An 18,806-nucleotide genomic window follows, 5' to 3' on the forward strand; every position below is an offset into this window, starting at 1 on the left:
CGGCTCGGGGACGACGCCCCCGGTGGGGTGACGTCCCGGCGCCGCCGGCCTCCCCGGTCCGCCGCGGCCTCCCCGGCCTGCCCGGCCTCCCCGGCCTCCCCGGCCTCCCCGGCCTCCCCGGCCTCCCCGGTCTGCCGCGGCCCTCGTGAGTGGTTAGGGCGGTTCTAACCGCCCTAACCACTCACGACCAGCCGCGGCAGACCGCTCACCGGCGCTCGCCAACAGCATCGCCAGTGCTGCCGGGCCTTCTCTGCCGCGCGGAGGAGGTGTTCCCTTTTGCGCGCTCTTGGGCGATAGTGGTCGAAGCTGTGTTTTACAACGTTGTAAACCCTCATGGGAGGTCCGATGCGCGGGCGGCTGTCCTGGAGACGCAACCGGTCGGCGATGACCTGGGTGGCCACGCTGGGTCTCGTCGCGCAGCTCGCTCTCACCGGCGTCGCGAGTGCGGCCGGGGACACCCCGGCCCCTCCGGCACCCGGCTCGGGGACGCACTTCCTCGACCACGCGGCCGCCCTCGCCGGGTACTCCGATCCCGCCTGGTACGAGGCGAACATCCCGTTCGTGGACCTGCCCGACGCCACCATGCAGAGCGTCTACTACTACCGCTGGCGCGTCTACAAAGAGCACCTGCGCTACACCAACCCCACCGACGGCTGGATCTCCACGGAGTTCCTCGACTGCTGCGGCTACGCGGCGCCCTACCAGGCGATCAACGCCGCCGCCGGGCACCAGCTGACCGAAGGACGCTGGCTGCGCGACCCGGGCTACGGCCAGGACTACCTCCGGTTCTGGCTCACCGGTCCCGGCGCCGGGGCCAAGCCCGCCACCGAAGACGTCAACCCCGACACCACCGACTGGGCGCACGAGTACAGCGTGTGGCTGGCCTCCTCGGCCTACGGCCAGGCCCAGGTGACCGGGGACTTCGCGCCGTTGCGCGAGCTCCTCCCGGCGCTGGTGCGCCAGTACCGCGGCTGGGACAAGCAGTTCGACGCCGGCCTCGGCCTCTACTGGTCGGTGCCGGTCTGGGACGCCATGGAGTTCTCCGCCTCCTCCTACGAATCCGCGAACCCGTACCACGGCGGCGCCGGCTACCGCCCGACGCTCAACTCCTACCAGTACGGCGACGCCGTCGCGATCAGCCGCATCGCGGACTCCGTCGGCGACCACAAGCTCGCCGCGGAATACGCCCAGCGCGCCGCCCGGGTGCAGGCCGCGATGCAGAAGTGGCTATGGGACCCGAACCGCGGCTTCTACTACGCCATGGCCCGCGACGACAACCCGAACCACCGGCTCTCTGGCAGCCGCGAGCAGATCGGGTTCGTCCCGTGGATGTTCGACGCCGCCGGTCCGGCGAACACCACCGCCTGGTCCCAGCTGTCCGACCCCCAGGGGTTCGCGAGCCCCTTCGGCCCGACCACCGCGGAGCGCCGCAGCCCGTTCTTCATGAAGGACGCCGGCGGCTGCTGCCGCTGGGACGGACCGAGCTGGCCCTTCGCCACCTCCCAGACCCTGACCGGTCTCGCCAACCTGCTGGACGACTACCCGGCGCAGCGGCAGGTGTCCAAAGAGGACTACGCGGCCGCGCTGGCGACCTACGCCCGGACCCAGACCAAGAACGGCAAGCCCTACGTCGCCGAGGCCCACGACCCGGACCGCGACGCGTGGATCTACGACGGGCAGAACCACAGCGAGGACTACAACCACTCGACCTACACCGACCTGGTCCTGTCCGGGCTGATCGGCCTGCGCCCGCAGGCCGGCGACACCCTCGAGGTCAAGCCGCTCACACCGTCCGCATGGGACCACTTCGCCGCCGAAAACGTGCCCTACCACGGGCACGACGTCACCGTGCTGTGGGACCGCGACGGCAAGCACTACGGCCAGGGCGCCGGGATGCGCCTCTACGTCGACGGACGGCTCGTCCAGCGCTCGCCGGTCCTGCGCAACGCCACGATCGACGTCGGGCACGCCGTCCTCCCCCGCTCCGACGACCTCGTGAACGACGCCGCCAACCCGCTGCGCACCGGTTACCCCCAGCCGATCACCTCCTACACCTGGCCCAACGACAACCCGTGGAACGGCCTCGACGGCAAGGTCTTCTACAGCGAGGTGCCCGAGAACACGCGGTGGACCAACTACGGCTCGCCGAACCCCAGCGACTTCTACGGCGTCGACTTCGGCGCCCCCACGCCGGTCGGCGACATCCGCTGGCACGGTTACGACGACGGCGGCGGGGTCCGCCCGGCCGCGGCCTACAGCCTGCAGTACTGGACCGGCTCGGCCTGGCAGGAGATCCCCGGCCAGGTCCGCGAGCAGGCGAGCCCGGTGGGCAACGGCGTCAACCGCGTCACCTTCCCCACCCTCACGACCAGCAAGATCCGGCTGGTGTTCACCAACCCGCCGGGCGCCTTCGTCGGCGTCACGGAGCTGCAGTCCTGGACGCCGTCGAGCCCGGACGCGCGGATCACCGTCGGACCCGCGAACGCCAACGGCGTCATCATCGTCGGCCCGAGCACGCCGCTGACCGTCTCGGTGCGCAACACGACGTCGAGCCCGCTCGTCTCCCCGCGAGTGAGCCTCGCCGTGCCGGCCGGCTGGTCGGCCACCCCGACGTCCCGGCCCCTCGGCACGATCCCGCCCGGGCGGTCCCGGACGTCGACGTTCACCTTGACGGCACCACCGGACGCCGAACCGGGCAGTGCCGCGACGCTGACCGCGACCGCGTCCTACCGCGGCCCCGCCGGCCGGCCGGAAACCACGCACCAGCGGCAGAACCTCCAGATCCCCCACCAGGCCGGCCAGCACGACCCGGTCGGCGCGTGGAACCTCGACGAGGGCAGCGGCACCGTCGCCCACGACAGCGCCGGCACCCACGACGCCGGGCTCACCGGCACCCCCGGGTGGGTCCCCGGCGTGACCGGCACCGCCCTGCGGCTCGACGGCTCGAGCCAGTACGCGCAAACGAGCGGGCCCGTCCTGGACACGACGGGGAACTTCTCGGTCCGCGCCTGGGTCCGGCTGGACCGCACGGGTTCGTGGGCCACCGCGGTCAGCCAGGACGGCAGCCCCAGCAGCGGCTTCTACCTCCAGTACTCCGCGGCCGACGACCGCCTGGCGTTCTCGACCAGCGCCGGCCGGGCGCTGTCGGACCTCGCCCCGCAACCCGGGCGCTGGTACCAGCTGGTCGGGGTGCACGACGCCGACACCGGCGCCTACGTGCTCTACGTCGACGGCGTGGCGCAGGCCAAGACCTGGAGCCAAGCCGCCGGGGAGGCTTCCCCCGGCCCGCTGGCCATCGGCCGCGCCGTCTCCGGCGGGCAGCACAGTGACCTGTGGCCGGGCAGCGTCGACGATGTCGTGGTGTGGAACCGGGTCCTGACCGCGGCCGACGTCGCCGGCGGGTACCAGCCGCCTGCGACGTCCGGGTGAAACCCCGCAACGGACGGGTGGTCCGCCACGGCGCTCGGTCGCGGCGTCAAGCATCGGCGCGGTAGTCCGCGATCCGGTCACCGGCGCGGGTTCCGGGGTGCGGATCCGCCATACTGGGAGTCAGGAAATCCCGAGGGGGGCGACGGTGACCGAAGCCGAAGGCGCGGACTGGGTTCCGGCCGGTGTCGACCGGGCCACGCCCAGCGTCGCCCGGATCTACGACTACCTGCTCGGCGGGGCTTACAACCTGGCCGCCGACCGCGCCGTGGCGCGGCGGCTCACGGACATCCAGCCGGAGGTCGCGCTCGTCGCCCGGCGCAACCGGGCTTTCCTCCGCCGAGCCGTGAAGTTCATGCTCGACGCCGGCATCCGCCAGTTCCTCGACCTCGGGTCCGGTATCCCGACCACCGGGAACGTCCACGAAGTGGCCCAGGCGGTCGACCCGGCCGCCCGGATCGTCTACGTCGACTACGAGTCCGTCGCCGTCGCCCACAGCAGGCTGCTGCTCGCGGACAACCCCTACGCGGCCACGGTCCAGGCCGACATCACGCGCCCCGCCGACGTGCTGGACTCCGGGCCCGTGCGGACCCTGCTCGACCTGACGCAGCCGGTCGGGCTGCTCGCGGTCGCCGTCGGGCACTACCTGCCCCCGGCAGCCGACGTCCCCAGGGTGTTCGCCACCTACCGCGACGCGCTCGCCCCCGGCAGCCAGCTCGCGTTGACCCACCTGACCAACGACTTCGCCGTGCTGGCCGATCCCCGGGTCGCCGAGACGATGCGCGCCACACAGGACCACATCTTCCCCCGGCCGCGCGCGGAGGTACTGGAGTTGTTCCAGGGTTTCGAACTGGTCGAGCCGGGGCTGACCACCAGCGGGAACTGGCATCCCGAGAGGCTGACCGCCGCCGTGCTCCCCCAGGACGACGGACTGTACGCCGGCCTGGGCGTCCGCCGCCGGGACGCCCGAATCGGGACACCGGCCCGCTGAACGACACGGGTCCGCGTCGGGAAAGCCGTCGTTGAGCGTGAGGTCGACGGGACCGTCGAGCCGCAGGAGATTAAGCGGCAGCTGCCGGTTTCGTCTCGCGCCCGAAACCCGCTTCACCGGCTATTGCCGGAAAGAGAAGCGGTTCTGCGCAAAGCCGACGGCCGGGTACATCCGGTTGAACCGGGGTGGCGCGTAGGGCAGGTAGCGTCCTCGCACGCCGTCCGCGGCGGCCGCCAGTGCGTTCATCGTCCGAGGTGCCGTGTCGGGCCAGTGCCCGGTCCGCAGCCGGGTCAGCATCCGGTCGATCGCCCCCTGCTGCTCACCCGTGGTGTACGTGCAATGCCCCGCGGTCTGGACGTACGTCTGCCGCAGCAGCGACTCGTTACCTGCCTGCCGGACCAGAGCGCCGTAGGACTGCTGCTGAGCCACGGTCGAGATCTGGTCGCCCGTGCCGTTGACCGTGAGCACCGGAATCCGCAGATCCCCGGTGAACACGATGCCCCGCTCCAGAAAACGAACAGCCGCGGGATCAGCATGCACACGAGGTTCGGCGGCGAGCCGGCCCAGGTCGGCACGCAAGTCCAACCCCGCCCGCTCGTACAGCCGCCGCACCACGTCCTGCTGGCCCGGCGCCGCCATCGAGAGCTGACGCGCGTAGTCCACCCCCGTGTTCCACGACGGGTTCCCGCCCGCCACCTGCTCGATCGCCCGCCGGCTGCTGACCGCCTGCCCCAGATACGGCAGTGGCCCACCCGCCAATGCCAGGAACATCCCCTGTTCGACGCCGTCGACGTCGCGGCCGGCCGGGACCGGAGTCGCCGAACCGTCGGCGGCCAGGCCCCAACCCGGCAGCTGGCCGATCGCCGCCGCCAGCGCGATCCGCGCCTTGCCCGCCGCCGTGGTCTGAGCCGACGTCATCGCCGAAACCCACTGCTGCTGCAGACCCGGGACGTCGGCGGGGATGCCGGTCACCGGTAAGGCTTTGTCCTGGAACAGCAACGTCTTGAGCGTGAAGACGGTGTCGAGCTTCTGGTTCCACTGCCCCACCGCACCGCCGAGACCACCGCACATCGGAATGGCCGCGTCGAACCGGCCGGGGTGCACCTGCGCGACCCCGGCCGCGACCATCCCGCCCATCGAGCGGCCTTCGGCGATCGCGTACCGGGCATGGCCGAACGCGGTTTCGAACCGGCCGAGCGCCGCCGCCTGGTTGTCGATCGCCTTCGCGATGTTCCAGCCGGTGATCGTGCGTGTGGTGCCGCCCACCGCGTAACCGCGGTCCAGGAGGCTCGCCGTCAGCGGGCTCGCCAGGCCGCCCGCGGCGAAGTCGAGGTCTACCAGCACCGCGCCGTTCCACCGGGCCGGTTTCGCGAACGTGTACGGCGTGCCGTCGGTCAGCTGCCCGTCGACGCACCTCGCCGCAACGCCCGGACACGGCGTTCCGGCCTCCGCCGCCTGGGCGGTCGCGGGAAGCCCGGCAGCGAGAACCGCCACCACGGCCGCCCCGAGAAGACGCGGGAATCTCATGAAACGCTCCTGTCAGAAGTTCTTGCTGCCGACGGTCCAGCCCGGGGTGGCGCACAGACCGCAGCCGGCGCCGAGGAAGTAGCCGCGGGCGGTGCGGTTGCCGTTGAGGGTGAAGTCGAACCAGGCGACGAGGACCCGGACCGCTTCCTCGCGGACGCTCGGATCGGGAAGCGCACCACGCTGGCCGTAGACGAACCCGGTGTGCCCCGCGGCCGGGTTGGTCGCCCGGACCGCGGGGACGGTGACGAGGTCGTAGTTGGCCCCGCTGTTGGCGTAGGCGACGTCGTCCGGGCCGCCGTCGACGAACAGCGTGGGCGTGTGCAGGTTCCCGAGGTTTTCCCGGCCGTAGCCGAGGGTGCCGTCCGCGAAGAACCCGCTGTCGAGCGACAGCACCGACTTCACACGCGGGTCGGCGCCGGCAACGAGCGCTTCGATGCCACCGCACGAGTGGCCGGCAACGCCGATCCGGCGGGTGTCGAGCCGGTTCCGCAGGGCGCTTCCGGGCCGGCCGTCCTCCCGGCCGGCCCAGGTGATCGCGTCGGTGATGACCTTCGGCTCGGCGGTGCCGTTCTCGGTCAGCGCGGGCTGGTCGAACCCGCCGACGGCGACGACGACGAACCCGTGCGCGGCGAGCAGCGTCTCGACCGTCAGCAGCTCGTCGTTGCTCGTGTGCCGGCACGCCCCGTTGCCGAAGACGACCACGGGCAGCCGATCCCGCGTCCGGTCCAGGTCGGCGGGCCGGTAGACGGTGTACTCGGCGGCGTAGGCCCCCGTCCTGGCCGCGGGTTCGCGCACCACCGGGTGGAACACCGCGGACGCGGGCGGCGCGGGCGCGGCGGCCACGGCGATGTCCGCGTCGGGAGAGCCGGACCCGGTGGCCACCGCGGCCGTGACCGCGACGACGGCCGTCACCGCGGCGGCCAGAGCAGGCTTGAGGAGAGCGTTTCCCATCAGAATTCCTCTCGGGTCACTTCAGTTCGTCGAGCCACGCGGTCATCCGCGCGGTCAAGTCGCCTCCGGTGCGGGCGTCGACGTTGTCCGCGTGCAGTTCCAGCACGGGGATCCCCGCGGCGCGCAGGGCGCGAGTGGTGAAGTAGCCGCCGCGGGCGTCGTCGGACACGAGGTGCACGACGCCGTCGACGCCGTGGTGCCGGGCTTCCTTGACGTACCACTCGGCCGACCACGGCGGGGTGTAGAGCTGGTCGCCGAATGCGGCGAAGCGGGCGGCGAGGGCGCGCAGCGGGTCGTCGCCGTAGCGCAGGTAGCCGTCCGCGGCGATCGCGAGGTACATGGACCAGACGAAGACGGCGCCGTGCGAGCGCTGGAACCGGTGGTAGAACTCGAGGTCGAACCACAGGCCGCGGCCGATCCACAGCAAGCGCAGCCGCTCGTCCGGGCACACCGCGACGCCGGCGTCGATCCGGTCGCGGACCTCGTCGTGGAACGCGCGGGCGGCGTCGCGGGCCCACTCGGTACCGCGGTGCCACTGGGGCACCATCACGCTCGGGATGCCGTCGGTGACGGCGATCGGGCACGGCCGTGCCGCGGCGATCAGGTCGCGGGTGCGGCGGTTCCACTCCTGCTGCTCGTTGACCAGCGCCATGACTTCCCGGAACCGGGTTTCGGAGAACACCCGGCCGGTGGTGTGCTCCAGGAACCGGATCAGGCCGGTCAGCTCGCCGGTCAGCAGGTCGAGCCGGTCACTCCCGATCGCCTCCTCCCAGCGACGCGGCATCAGCTCCCACCACCGCTCCGGAACCGCGTCCTCCGCCGCGCTCTCCAGCGGGTAGTACGTGACGCCGGGCTGGGCGTCCCAGACGTCGAAGATCTTCCGGGACGCGTCACCGGTCGTCTCGCCGAGCACGATCGACGGCTTCGGCAGGCCGCCCCACGGCGCCTGATCGGGGTCGTCCTCGAACACCGACGCCAGCGAGGTGGCGCTGTACTGCTCGATGTAGTCGGGGTAACCGCGCTCGCGCAGCAGGCCGAGGTAACGCTGGGTCTGGCGTTTCGCCGCGACGATCGAGGCCCACCACTGGTTGACGACGTACGGGATGCCCATCGCGCGGAAGATCTCCTGCGGGGCGTCCGCGTTGACCAGCGCCAGCGGCGCGCCGGCGGCGACGTCTTCGCGCATCCCGGCGAACCACTCGCGCTGGTAGGCGGTGGCGGTGGTCGCCGAGGTCAGCCGGGCGATCATGCCACCACTCCGGCCGGGAGCAAAGCCGCCAGCGCCTCGGGGGTCAGCTCGCCGTAGGGCTGCCGTTCCGCCAGGACCGCGCGCAGCCCGGTCGCCGCCCGCTGGGCCGGGAAGTCCCACGGCGGCGCGTCGTCGTGCACCCGTGCGTACGAAAGCAGGACCTCCGCACCGCAGGCCCGGGCGGCCGCGGCAGTGTGCGCGGCGCGCTGCCGGATCGACGCGCGCGGCGCGGCCGGGCCGTTGTGCTGGTAGCGCTCGGCGAGCGCGAGTTCCGTCGGCGCCGCGCACGTGCGCGCGAAGAGCAGCTCACCCCAGTCGTGGTCCTCCCCCACGACGAGAAAGCCGTTGTCCTCCAACGTCCGGTACACCGCCGGGTCGTCGTGGGAGCTGCCGGTGAGGAACAGTCGCACGCCGTCGGCCTCGGACGAGTCGGCGGCCACGCCCTCGGCGAGCGCGGTGGCCGCCGTGACCGGCAGCCTGGTGGTCGCGGCGACGACCTCGAGGAACCTGGTGCCGCTCAGCCGGTTCGCCCGGCGCAAAACAGCGCAGCGGCCGAGCGAGCGCCGCAGGGTGTCGTGGGCGGTGATCGCCGCGGCGAGGTCGTCGTCGGAGACGGTCCGCCAGCGGCCGAGCCATTCGCGCAGCTGGGCGATCTTCGCGTGGACGTACCGGGTGGTCGTGTGATGCGGCAGGTGCAGGACGTCCACCAGCCGCACCGGCGGCAGCCGCAGCTCCGGCTCGACCCGGTGCAGCTCCCGCAGGGCGTAGAACAGCCGCAGCGAGGCTTCGCAATCGCGGGAGACGACGATGGCTTCGAGCGGCCCGTAGCCGCCGGTGAGGATCCGCGTCAGGATCGACCGGGCGACCGGGTCCACGCCGCGCCCGAGGTAGCGGTCGCCCAGCGTGCTGTCCTCGCCCGGCTTCCCGGCCAGCCGCAGTGGCAGCAGCCCCGCCGCGGTGATCAGCTCGACCGGGACGTCGGCGCCGACGTACCCCACCGTCGGCGCGCTCAAATGACCGCCTCCGCGGCCAGTTCCGCCAGCTGCTCTTCGGTGTAGCCGAGCAGCTCGCGGTAGACGTGCTCGTTGTGCTCCCCCAGCCCCGGCGCGGGCCGTTCCAGCGAGACGCGGGAGGCGGAGAACCGGATCGGCACGCCGGTCCCGGCCAGGTCGGCCACCGCGCCGTGGCGCGGGTGCCGCAGCGGTACGACTTCCTCGCGCGCCAGGACCAGCGGATCCCGGACCGCTTCGCGCGGCTCGCGGACCTCGGCCGCGGGCACACCCTCGGCGGTGAACGCGGCCAGGATCTCGGAGAGGGGACGCACCCGGCACCACTCGCGGATGAGCTCGTGCAGCTCGTCGGCGGTGCGCACGCGCTGGTCCCGCGTGCGGTAACGCTCGTCCTCGGCCAGGTCCGGCCGGCCGATCGCCCGGAGCACGCCGTGGGCGAACGCGTCCGTGGGCGCGCAGAGGGCGAGATAGCCGTCAAGAGCCGGCAGGATCCCGAACGGCGCCAGCCGCGGCACCATCGAGCCGGTGCGCTGGGGCAGGCCGACCGCGTCGAAGGCGTCGAACGGCTCACACGCGACGAGCGAGGTCAGCGCGCCCAGCATCGACACGTCCACGCGCTGGCCCTCGCCGGTGTGCTCGGCCTGCAGCAACGCGGACACCGTGCCGACCACCGCGAACAGCGGCGCCAGCAGGTCGCCGATCGGCAGCCCGAACCGGACCGGGCCCTCGTCGGGTTCCCCGGCGGTCATCATCACCCCGCTCAGCGCCTGGATGATCGAGTCCATCGCCTTGCCCGAGCCCGGGCCGCCCTGGGCGCCGAACCCGCTGATCGAGGTGTAGACGAGCCGCGGGTTGATCTCCCGGACCTGCTCGTAGGAGATGCCGAGCCGCTCGGTGACGCCCGGGCTGTAGTTCTCCACCAGCACGTCGGCGTCGCGGACGAGATCGGTGAACACGGCCCGGGAGCGCGGGTTCTTCAGGTCGAGGGTGACGCTGAGCTTGTTGCGGCCGCGCAGCAGCATCGACACCGACAGGTCGTCCTCGTGGCGCCGGGCGAGGTTCAGCCCGTCGCGGCCGACGTAGGGCGCGTTGTTGCGGGACGAATCCCCGCCCGTGGCCGGGTTTTCGACCTTGATCACGGTGGCCCCGAGCCCGGCGAGCAGCAATGTCGCGTACGGCCCGGCGAGCGCGGTGGTCAGGTCGACGACGGTGCGGCCGGCCAGTGGCTGGTCGGTCATGAGGGAACCCCTTCGGAGAGATCGACGAGCACTTCGGTGCCGCGGGCGGTGAACCGGCCGTTGAGGCCGGCCCCGCGGGTGATGTCGTCGACGTACTTCGCCACGGCCTCGCCTTCCGGAGTGCCGCCGACCGGCACCGGACGGCCCTGGTCGTCGATCCGGCACGGGACGAAACCGGCCTCACGCAGCCCGGTCTCGTCGAAGCGGCAGAAGGCGATGGCGGTGTTGCGGCTTTCCGGGTGGAACGGGAAGAACGGCATGTCCGGGTCGGGCGCGAAGCCGTAGAGCTTCGTCCGGCGTTCGGCCCAGGCCCGCAGTTCGTCCGCGCCGACCCCGGCTCCCGGGGTCAGCGCGTGGGTGACCGTGACGAAGTTGCCGAGCCCGTGGAAGATCGGCCGTCCCCTGTGGACTTCGATGCCGCGCATGATGTGCGGGTGGTGGGAGAACACCGCGTCGGCACCGGCGTCGATCGCCGCGCGCGCGACCGGGCCTTCGTACATCGCGACGACCATCGGGGTGTGCCCGACGCCCTTGTGCAGCGAGACGAGCACGACGTCGGATTCGGTGCGCAGGCTGCGGACGTCGGCGGCCATCGCCTCGAGGCTGTCGGGGTCGGCGAAGGTGTAGATCTTCGGCGGGCCGCCCGGGCTCGCGTGGTCCAGCTCGTAGTGCGTGAGGACGTGGACGTACGCGCAGCCGGGCTTGCGGGAGGTCGCCCAGGAGTCGCGCGGGCCCACGCAGTTGTAGGACAGCACGCCGATCCGCAGGCCACCGCGGTCGACGAGCGCCGGGCGCCGGGCCTGCGCGAGGTCCGGCCCGGCACCGGCCGTCACCATCCCCGCCGCCCGCGAATAGGCGATGGTGTCGGCCAGTCCCCCGTCACCGGCGTCGCAGACGTGGTTGCCCGCCAGGGTGACCACCGCGAACCCGGCGCCGGCCACCGCTTTCAGCGCCTCCGGGTCCGCCGGGGGCGCGGGGACGTCGGTGCTGCGCTGCACCGCCGTGGTCGAATGCGGCACCTCGACGTGCCCGATCGCCAGGTCCATCCCCCGCAGCACCGGCGCGGCCGGCGCGAGGAAGAACTCCGGATCCGGCTCGTCCAGGATGAGGTCGCCGACGGCGCCGACAGTGATCACGAAACACCCTCCTTTTCGGACAGATGGCGGGACAGGAAGGCGCGCAGCCGATCGGTCGCCGGCCGGGTGAACAGCTCCTCCGGCGGGCCTTCCTCGACGATCCGGCCCGCTTCCATGAACACGCACCGGTCGGCCACCTCGCGCGCGAAGGCCATCTCGTGGGTGACCACGACCATCGTGGTCCCCGCCGCGGCGAGGGTCCGCAGCACGGCCAGGACCTCGTCGACCAGCTCCGGGTCGAGGGCGCTGGTCGGCTCGTCGAACAGCATGATCCGCGGCCGCACCAGCACGGCCCGGGCGATCGCGACCCGCTGCTGCTGCCCGCCCGAGAGCTGCCGCGGGTAGTGGTCCTCGCGGCCGGCCAGGCCGATGCGCTCCAGCAGGTCACGCGCCTCCCGCTCCACAGTGGACCGGTCGCGCCCGTGGACGCGGATCGCCGCGTCGGTCACGTTGCGCAGCACGGTGAACTGCGGGAACAGGTTGAACTGCTGGAACACCATGCTCATCCGGCGGCGCTGGGCGGCGATCCGGCGCTCGGTCAGGGGGCGCAGGCCGCCCGGGGTGCGCCGGTGGCCGAGCAGCTCGCCGTCGAGGTACATCGCGCCGCCGTCGATGGATTCCAGCTGGTGGGCGCAGCGGGCGAGTGTCGACTTGCCCGAGCCCGAGGGGCCGATGACCACGACGGTCTCGCCTTCGTGGACGTCGAGGCTGACGCCCGCCAGCGCGGTCACCGCGCCGAACTCCTTGCGGACACCGCAGATCCGCAGCACCGGCTCGGTCATCGGTTCCTCCGCAGGGCGACGGGGAGGTGACCACGCGAGAACCGGCGTTCCAGCCGGCGTTGCCCGGCCGTGAGGAGGGTGACGACCACGAGGTACCAGAAGCAGGCGACCAGCAGCATCGGCACGATCTCGTAGGTGCGGTTGTAGATCACCTGCACCGCGTGCAGCAGGTCCGACATCGCGATGACCGACACCAGCGCCGTGCCCTTGAGGACATTGATGAACTGGCTGCCCGCGGGCGGGATGATGACGCGCATCGCCTGCGGCAGCACGATCCTGAGCAGGGTCTGCCCCGGCGGGTAGCCCATCGCGCGCGCGGCGTCGCGCTGGCCGGAGTCGACCGACGTCACCCCGGCACGGAAGATCTCGGCCAGGTAGGCCGATTCGACCAGGGACAACCCGATGACCGCGGCGGTCAGCGGCGTGATCACGGTGTTGGCGTCCCACGTCCCGAAGACCGGGCCGAACGGGATGCCGAGCGACAGCTTCGGGAGCAGGTAGGCGAGGTTGAACCAGAAGATCAGCTGCACCAGCGGCGGGATGCCGCGGAACAGTCCCACCCACAGCGTCGCCACCCACCGCGCGGGCCCGAACCCGCTCAACTGCATGGCCGCGACCACGCCACCCGCCAGCGAGCCGAGCACCATCGCCGCGACCGCGAGCAGCACCGTGGTGCCCAGGCCCGCCATGACGCTCTTCTCGAAGAGGTACTTCGCCACGACGTCCCACTGGAACCGGTCGTTGCCGACCAGGAAGACGATCAGCTGGGCGAGCAGCACGGCCAGCACGAGCACGAACACCCAGCGCAGCGGGCGGAAGCGGCCATGGGCGGCGGCGACGTCGTCGCGAGCGGCCGCCGTTTCCTCCACAGTGGACATCGCGGTCATTTCGCGGTGGCCGCGTCGAACAGCGGCTGCGGGACCGTGACGTCCCCGAGGCCCCACTGCTTCATGATCCGGGTGTAGGTGCCGTTGCGGAACAGCTCCTCGAAGGCCTTCTGCAGCACCGGGCCGAGCTTCCCGGCCTTCGGCGTGTAGAGCGCCAGGTTGTCCTTCGTGGCGCCTTGCTCCTCGGTCTGCGTCACGTACTCGTACTGCCCCTTCTGCTGGGAGGTCACGTCGATCGCCGCGGCCTGCGTCATCCCGGCGGCGTCCGCCCGGCCGGACTTGGCGGCCAGCAGGGTGGCGTTCGTGTCGTCGAGCCCCACCACCTGCACGGCCGGGCGCTGTTGGCCCTGGCAGAAGGTGGACAGCTTGGCGAGCTGGTCCTCCACGACGCTGGCGGTGACCACGGCGACGCGCTTACCGCACAGGTCGGCGGCCTGCTTGATGCCGGCGGCGGACCCTTCGGGCACCACGTAGGCGGTGCGGGTGGTCATCCAGGTGACGGTGTCGAACTGCTTCTCGCGTTCGGCGGTGGCTTTGACGGGACCGTTGAAAGCCTCGTAACGGCCGCTGAGCATGCCTTGCAGCGCGGCCGGGAGACCGCTGACGACGGTGGTTTCCGTGCGCACGCCCAGGAGCTGGCCGAGCGCCTCCTGGAAGTCGTGGTCGATGCCGGTCACCGTCTTGCCGTCCGGGCCGACGGTCCGGTAGGGCGGGTGGGAGTCCCCGGCGAACCGGATGATCCCGGCGTCCTTGACCGCCTGGGGCAGCTGGTCGTGCAGCGCCTGGTCGGCGGTCAGGGCGGCGGCCGTGGGCGCCGTGGCCGCTCCCTCCTCGACCGTGCAGCCGGCCAGGACGAGGCCGGCGGCGACCACGGCGAGCGGGCTTCGACGCCATTGACGAAGTGAGGAACCCATGTCGTTGTCTTCCTGAGGAAGGCCGTCCGGACGGGCGGCGCGGGAACCCGGGAGGGGAGATTGGTTGCTATCTGCGCGCCGATCGTCGCATGATGTGTCGCGTGATTCAACCCCTCGTCCCGGCCGCCCGGCCGGGACTGTCACCATGGACACCCGCGGCGGGCGACCCCGGCCGAACGCCGGAACGAACCCTGAAGACGAACCCAGGAGAGGCACGCGCGCGATGACGACCGGCCCGCTGCCCCGCTCCCAGCAGGGAGCCGAACCGCAGCTCCTCCTGACGTCCCTGCTCGGCGACTTCTGGTACTGGCGCGACGAGCACATCCCCTCGGCCGCGCTGGTGGAGCTGCTCGGCGAGTTCGACATCAGCCCGGCCAGCGCCCGGGCCGCGATCCGCCGCCTCGCCGCGCGGGGCCTGCTCACCGTGTCGCGAAGCGGGCGGACGACGGCGTACGGCATCCCCGCCCGCACGTCCGAGGTGATCATCGAGCGCACCCACCGGATGCTGACCTTCGGCACGTCCGCGCCCGAGTGGGACGGCCAGTGGACGGTCGTCACCTTCTCCGTGCCGGAGCAGGACCGCGGGCTGCGCACGGCGCTGCGTTCGCGGCTGCGGGTCCTGCGCTTCGCCGCCCTCTACGACGGCGTGTGGGTCAGCCCGTACGACCTGTCCGCGCCCGCGCTCGCCGCGCTGCGCGAACTCGACCTCCGCAGCGCGACGGTCTTCCGCGCCACCGAGGTCCCCGGCGACGCCGGCAGCCCGGTCGCGGCCTTCGACCTCGAGCCCCTCGCCCGGGAGTACGAGCAGTTCGTCGAGCGCTACGAACAGGTCCTCACCGGCCTGGACGCCGGCCTGGTCGGCCCGGCGCAGGCGCTGCGCACCCGCACCGAGCTGCGTGTGGACTGGCGCCGGTTCCCGGAGACCGACCCCGACCTGCCCGCCGAGCTGCTGCCCGCCGGCTGGGCGCGCGACCGGGCCCAGAAGGTGTTCCTGCAGATCTACGACCGGCTCGGCCCGCTCGCCGAGCTGCGGTTCCGGCAGCTGCTGACCGCCACCGACCCCACGCTGGCCGAGCTCGCGTCCCACCACGACTCGGCGAAGGTGGCCGCCCTGTTCGCCGGCCTGGGCGACCACCACGCGGCGGGCGACACGCCGTTCGAGCAGGCCGCCGAGGCCCGCCGGCTGGACGAAGCACGCCGTCAGTGAGAGATATCTTCCCGGTCGTCCGTACGGGAAACAGCGCTCGACGGCAGCACCACGGCGCCGCGGGCCGGGCGGCCGCCGGCGTCAGCGGGTGGGCGTCGCCGTCCCGATGACCAGGGGGTGGACCACCGACGGCATCCCGCGCCAGCGCGCCGTGCTCAGGTCCTCGATGTCGAACCGCTGCTTGACGAGCGCGATCGTGTCGCGGTCGCACCGGCAGCCCTGCGCGAACGCCGCCCACGGTCCCGCCAGGCGGGTCTGCTTCCGCGCCTGCTTCGGGTCCTCGGCCCGCACGTGCTCGCAGAACAGCAGCCGGCCACCGGGCCGCAGCACCCGCACGAGCTCGGCCAGCACCCGATCGACGTCGGGCACCGTGCAGAGGACCAGGGTCGACACGACCGTGTCGACACTGGCGTCCGCCATCGGCAGCGCGTCGGCGGCGGCTCGCACCGGCCGCATCCCGGCGTGCCCCCGCACGCGCTTTTCGAGCCGCCGGTACATCGCCGGGACGGGCTCGCTCAGCACGACCTCCGCCGCCTCCGGGTAGTGCCGCACGTTGAGGCCGGTTCCCGCGCCGATCTCGACCACCCGGCCGTGCGCGCGCCGCAGCAGCTCCGCGCGCCGGCCGGCCAGGCCCAGCCGCTCCCCCCGGCGCAGGAACGGGTCGTACAACGCCGCCCCGAACCGGTCCCAGAGCCCGTCCCGTGCCCCCACGCTGTCCCCTCCGGCCATCGTTCCTCCTCCACCACCGCTGATGCGACGCAGCACACCAGCCACCGCCTGCCCACCGCATCACCCGCCCGTGCCATTCCGGGCGCTGGCCGGAACCGGCCACGCCGGCTCGCGCACCGGCCTAAGCTGGGGAAATGCCGGGACAAGACCAAGCCGTCCGCTTCGCCGCCGCGGGCGATCGCACGGTCGCCTGGGCCACCGCCGGCGCCGGCCCGCCCCTCGTCGTCGGCAACTGGTGGTGCGGGCACCTCGAGCTGGACTGGCGGAACCCCTTGTTCCGGCGGTTCGGCGGGCTGCTCGGCGACCGGTTCACGCTCGTCCGCTACGACCGGCCCGGCGTCGGCATGTCCGACCCCGCCGGGCCCCTGGTCACCTCGCTCGCCGACGAGGTGGCCGCGTTGAGCGCCGTCGTCGACGCGGCCGGGGAGAAGGTGAGCCTGTTCGGCGGTTCGTCCGCGGGCTGCGCCGCGATGGCGTACGCGGCGGCCCACCCGGACCGCGTGGAACGGCTCGTCCTGTACGGCAGCTACGCCCGCGGCACCGAGATCGCCGCGGCGGAAGCACGGGATTCCTTGCTGACCCTGCTCGGACGTCATTGGGGCGTGGGCTCCCGGATCCTCGCCGACCTGTTCCTGCCGACCGCGACGGCGGTGGAGCGCGACGAGTTCGTCCGGTTCCAGCGCGCCGCCCTGTCCGCGGCGAAGGCGGAGCGCGCGCTCGCGGCGGTGTACGCGTTCGACGTCCGGGACCGGCTGGCCGCGATCGAGGTCCCCACCCTCGTCCTGCACCGCCGCGACGACCGCGCGATCCCGTTCGCCCTGGGCCGGGACGTCGCCGCGCGCATCCCGGGCGCCACCTTCGTCCCGCTCGACGGAACCGACCACCTGCCCTGGCGCGGCGACACGGACGCCCTCGTCCGGCCCGTGCGGGAGTTCCTCGGCGTCGGCCGGCGAGCCCGCCGGCCGGGCTCGCCGGCCGGCGGGCTCTCCGCCCGCGAACTCGACGTGCTCCGCCTGGTCGCCCAAGGGCTGAGCGACCAGGAGATCGCGCGCCGGCTCGGGATCAGCGCCCACACGGCGCACCGGCACGTGTCGAACATCCGCGGCAAGCTGGGCGTGTCGTCCCGCGCGGCGGCCGCCGCGCACGCCGCCACCGCCGGCCTGCTGTGACCGCGCCGAGGGCACGGCGCACCACGCTAAGATCCGACGTCGATCCCTTCTTGTCACAGGTCGCAACCGGGAGGACGTCGTGCGGATCGGCGAACTGGCGTCACAAGCGGGGGTGAGCGTGCGATCCCTGCGCTACTACGAACAACAGGGCCTGCTCACCAGCACCCGCAGCACCAGCGGGCAACGGCACTACACGGACCGGGAAGTCGAGCGGGTGGCCTTCATCCAGCGGCTGTTCGACGCCGGCCTGTCCAGCCGCACGATCGCCGAGCTGCTCCCCTGCGTCGAAGCCCCCAGCGAGGGGAACTCCGACGCCGCGTTCGAGCGGATGCAGCAGGAACGCGAGAAGCTGACCCGGCACATCGCCGACCTCGTCGACACCCGCGACTCCCTCGACGGTCTCCTCGCCGCGAACCGGGCCCACCGCGCGTCCCTCCGGGCGGCGGCCGGCAGCTGACGGCCGCGCTCACGGCGATTCGACGAGCCCGGCCATCCGGTCCAGGGTGCGGTGCATCGCCGCCCGCGCCGCCCACCGTCCCCCCGCGACGACCACCCGCAGCGGCTCTTCGCTCAGGTCCCAGCTCTCCCGGACCAGAGTGCCGTCGCCGGCCGGCTCGAACTCGTAACGCCAGATCCGGCCGCCGAACACCAGGCGCCACTTGACCGAGTCTTCGTGCGGCCGGCTCTGCCAGGCGAAGCGACGGCCGGGCACGGCCTCGATCACCGTGCTCGTCATGACGTACTTGCCGCGGAGGTCCATTCTCATGCCGAAGTGGTCACCGAGGCCGAGAGGCCGGCCGGGTGAGCTGACGTCGATCGCCTCGACCACGGAGCCGGACCCGTCGATGTCCTTGTGCCGCAAGGGATCGGCGACCAACGCGTACATCCGGTCCGCCGGGGCGGCGATGCGGCGCTCGACGGACACGACCCAGCGGCTCATGCCGCCACCCTATCCGCGGCCGTCACGGATCGGTCACCGCTGCGGGCGTGGAGCACGAGGTTCGCTCCCAGCTCGGCACCGAAGATCCCGAACCCCGGGACGACGAGCCCGGACCCGGCCGGCGACAGCGGCCACGCCCCCGCCAACCCACCGGCGACCGCCGCCACGGCGCCGGTGACCCGGCCGCGAGTGCCCGGGGCGGCCGTACCGCGTTCGCCGCCACCGGAGCCGAGACGTCGATGGCCAGGATCGCCCGGACATCCGGGGTCGGCTCGGCCACGCGGTACGGCAACTTCGCGACCCGCTGCGACCTCCTGGAGGCGCTGCTCGCCGACGAGGCCGGGGAGGTCCGCGCCGCAGCAGCGACAACCTCCGAGACCGGCTCACGACCTGGCTGCGCACCCCGGAACATCCGGCAGCCGATCCTCGACGCGGCGCCGGCCGGACTCCACGAGAGCGGCACTGAGGCCCAGACTTCACAGCCGACCTGGCCTCGACCACCCCTACCCGTGCCGGCGGGCTGCACATGGTTACCGAGCTGCCTGGGGCAAGTGGCCCTCAAGATACCGACATTCGGCGGTATCGGGGAGTCCGATTTATCTGTTTGGATCCTCGCAGAGCTTTTTACAACGTTGTAAAAACGAAGGGGA

Annotated in this window: 16 protein-coding genes; 5 read left to right on the plus strand and 11 right to left on the minus strand. The window is 72.6% G+C overall.

Annotation, left to right across the window (positions count from 1 at the left end):
- Positions 1-384 precede the first annotated feature (384 nt).
- Together OHS18_RS11275 and OHS18_RS11280 are read left to right on the plus strand one after the other, a co-directional pair.
- Complete coding sequence (locus OHS18_RS11275; RefSeq protein WP_328616938.1) at positions 385-3,429, plus strand: MGH1-like glycoside hydrolase domain-containing protein; 3,045 nt, start codon at positions 385-387, stop codon at positions 3,427-3,429.
- Positions 3,430-3,574: 145 nt separating this feature from the next.
- The gene (locus OHS18_RS11280) at positions 3,575-4,417 is read left to right on the plus strand and encodes an SAM-dependent methyltransferase (protein ID WP_328616939.1); all 843 of its coding nucleotides are present in this window, start codon (positions 3,575-3,577) and stop codon (positions 4,415-4,417) included.
- Positions 4,418-4,537: 120 nt separating this feature from the next.
- Here OHS18_RS11280 and OHS18_RS11285 read toward each other — a convergent pair whose 3' ends face one another.
- The 9 genes from OHS18_RS11285 to OHS18_RS11325 are packed head-to-tail and all read right to left on the minus strand — an operon-like array spanning position 4,538 to position 14,111.
- A complete protein-coding gene (locus OHS18_RS11285) occupies positions 4,538-5,944 on the minus strand; it encodes an alpha/beta fold hydrolase (RefSeq protein ID WP_328616940.1) in 1,407 nt (468 codons plus the stop codon).
- Between the two features lie 12 nt (positions 5,945-5,956).
- Entirely contained in the window at positions 5,957-6,895 is a 939-nt protein-coding gene (locus OHS18_RS11290; RefSeq protein WP_328616941.1) for a poly(ethylene terephthalate) hydrolase family protein, read from the minus strand.
- 16 nt (positions 6,896-6,911) lie between these two features.
- Positions 6,912-8,144, minus strand: a complete 1,233-nt coding sequence (locus tag OHS18_RS11295; RefSeq protein ID WP_328616942.1) for a 2-hydroxyacyl-CoA dehydratase family protein — start codon at positions 8,142-8,144, stop codon at positions 6,912-6,914.
- A complete protein-coding gene (locus OHS18_RS11300; RefSeq protein ID WP_328616943.1) occupies positions 8,141-9,157 on the minus strand; it encodes a 2-hydroxyacyl-CoA dehydratase family protein in 1,017 nt (338 codons plus the stop codon). Before OHS18_RS11300 ends, OHS18_RS11295 begins: the two co-directional genes overlap by 4 nt.
- Entirely contained in the window at positions 9,154-10,392 is a 1,239-nt protein-coding gene (locus tag OHS18_RS11305; protein WP_328616944.1) for a CaiB/BaiF CoA transferase family protein, read from the minus strand. The genes OHS18_RS11300 and OHS18_RS11305 overlap by 4 nt, the downstream gene beginning before the upstream one ends.
- Entirely contained in the window at positions 10,389-11,528 is a 1,140-nt protein-coding gene (locus tag OHS18_RS11310; RefSeq protein ID WP_328616945.1) for a CapA family protein, read from the minus strand. Before OHS18_RS11310 ends, OHS18_RS11305 begins: the two co-directional genes overlap by 4 nt.
- Complete coding sequence (locus OHS18_RS11315; protein ID WP_328616946.1) at positions 11,525-12,310, minus strand: amino acid ABC transporter ATP-binding protein; 786 nt, start codon at positions 12,308-12,310, stop codon at positions 11,525-11,527. The genes OHS18_RS11310 and OHS18_RS11315 overlap by 4 nt, the downstream gene beginning before the upstream one ends.
- Complete coding sequence (locus tag OHS18_RS11320; protein ID WP_328616947.1) at positions 12,307-13,188, minus strand: amino acid ABC transporter permease; 882 nt, start codon at positions 13,186-13,188, stop codon at positions 12,307-12,309. The genes OHS18_RS11315 and OHS18_RS11320 overlap by 4 nt, the downstream gene beginning before the upstream one ends.
- A gap of 5 nt (positions 13,189-13,193) precedes the next feature.
- Positions 13,194-14,111, minus strand: a complete 918-nt coding sequence (locus OHS18_RS11325) for a transporter substrate-binding domain-containing protein (protein WP_328616948.1) — start codon at positions 14,109-14,111, stop codon at positions 13,194-13,196.
- A 223-nt stretch (positions 14,112-14,334) separates the two neighbouring features.
- On the opposite strand from OHS18_RS11325, the gene OHS18_RS11330 reads away from it, so the two are divergent.
- The gene (locus OHS18_RS11330) at positions 14,335-15,318 is read left to right on the plus strand and encodes a PaaX family transcriptional regulator (RefSeq protein ID WP_328453253.1); all 984 of its coding nucleotides are present in this window, start codon (positions 14,335-14,337) and stop codon (positions 15,316-15,318) included.
- Positions 15,319-15,399: 81 nt separating this feature from the next.
- Here OHS18_RS11330 and OHS18_RS11335 read toward each other — a convergent pair whose 3' ends face one another.
- The gene (locus OHS18_RS11335; protein WP_328453251.1) at positions 15,400-16,047 is read right to left on the minus strand and encodes a class I SAM-dependent methyltransferase; all 648 of its coding nucleotides are present in this window, start codon (positions 16,045-16,047) and stop codon (positions 15,400-15,402) included.
- Positions 16,048-16,181: 134 nt separating this feature from the next.
- On the opposite strand from OHS18_RS11335, the gene OHS18_RS11340 reads away from it, so the two are divergent.
- Together OHS18_RS11340 and OHS18_RS11345 are read left to right on the plus strand one after the other, a co-directional pair.
- Positions 16,182-17,216 (plus strand): alpha/beta fold hydrolase, encoded by a 1,035-nt coding sequence (locus OHS18_RS11340; RefSeq protein WP_328616949.1) that lies wholly within the window; start codon positions 16,182-16,184, stop codon positions 17,214-17,216.
- A gap of 79 nt (positions 17,217-17,295) precedes the next feature.
- Entirely contained in the window at positions 17,296-17,673 is a 378-nt protein-coding gene (locus OHS18_RS11345; protein WP_328453247.1) for a MerR family transcriptional regulator, read from the plus strand.
- Positions 17,674-17,682: 9 nt separating this feature from the next.
- On the opposite strand, the gene OHS18_RS11350 is transcribed toward OHS18_RS11345, so the two are convergent.
- Positions 17,683-18,156 (minus strand): SRPBCC family protein, encoded by a 474-nt coding sequence (locus OHS18_RS11350; RefSeq protein ID WP_328616950.1) that lies wholly within the window; start codon positions 18,154-18,156, stop codon positions 17,683-17,685.
- Between the last annotated feature and the right edge of the window lie 650 nt (positions 18,157-18,806).

Origin of the sequence: Amycolatopsis sp. NBC_00355 (assembly GCF_036104975.1) — a bacterium.
GTDB lineage: Bacteria > Actinomycetota > Actinomycetes > Mycobacteriales > Pseudonocardiaceae > Amycolatopsis.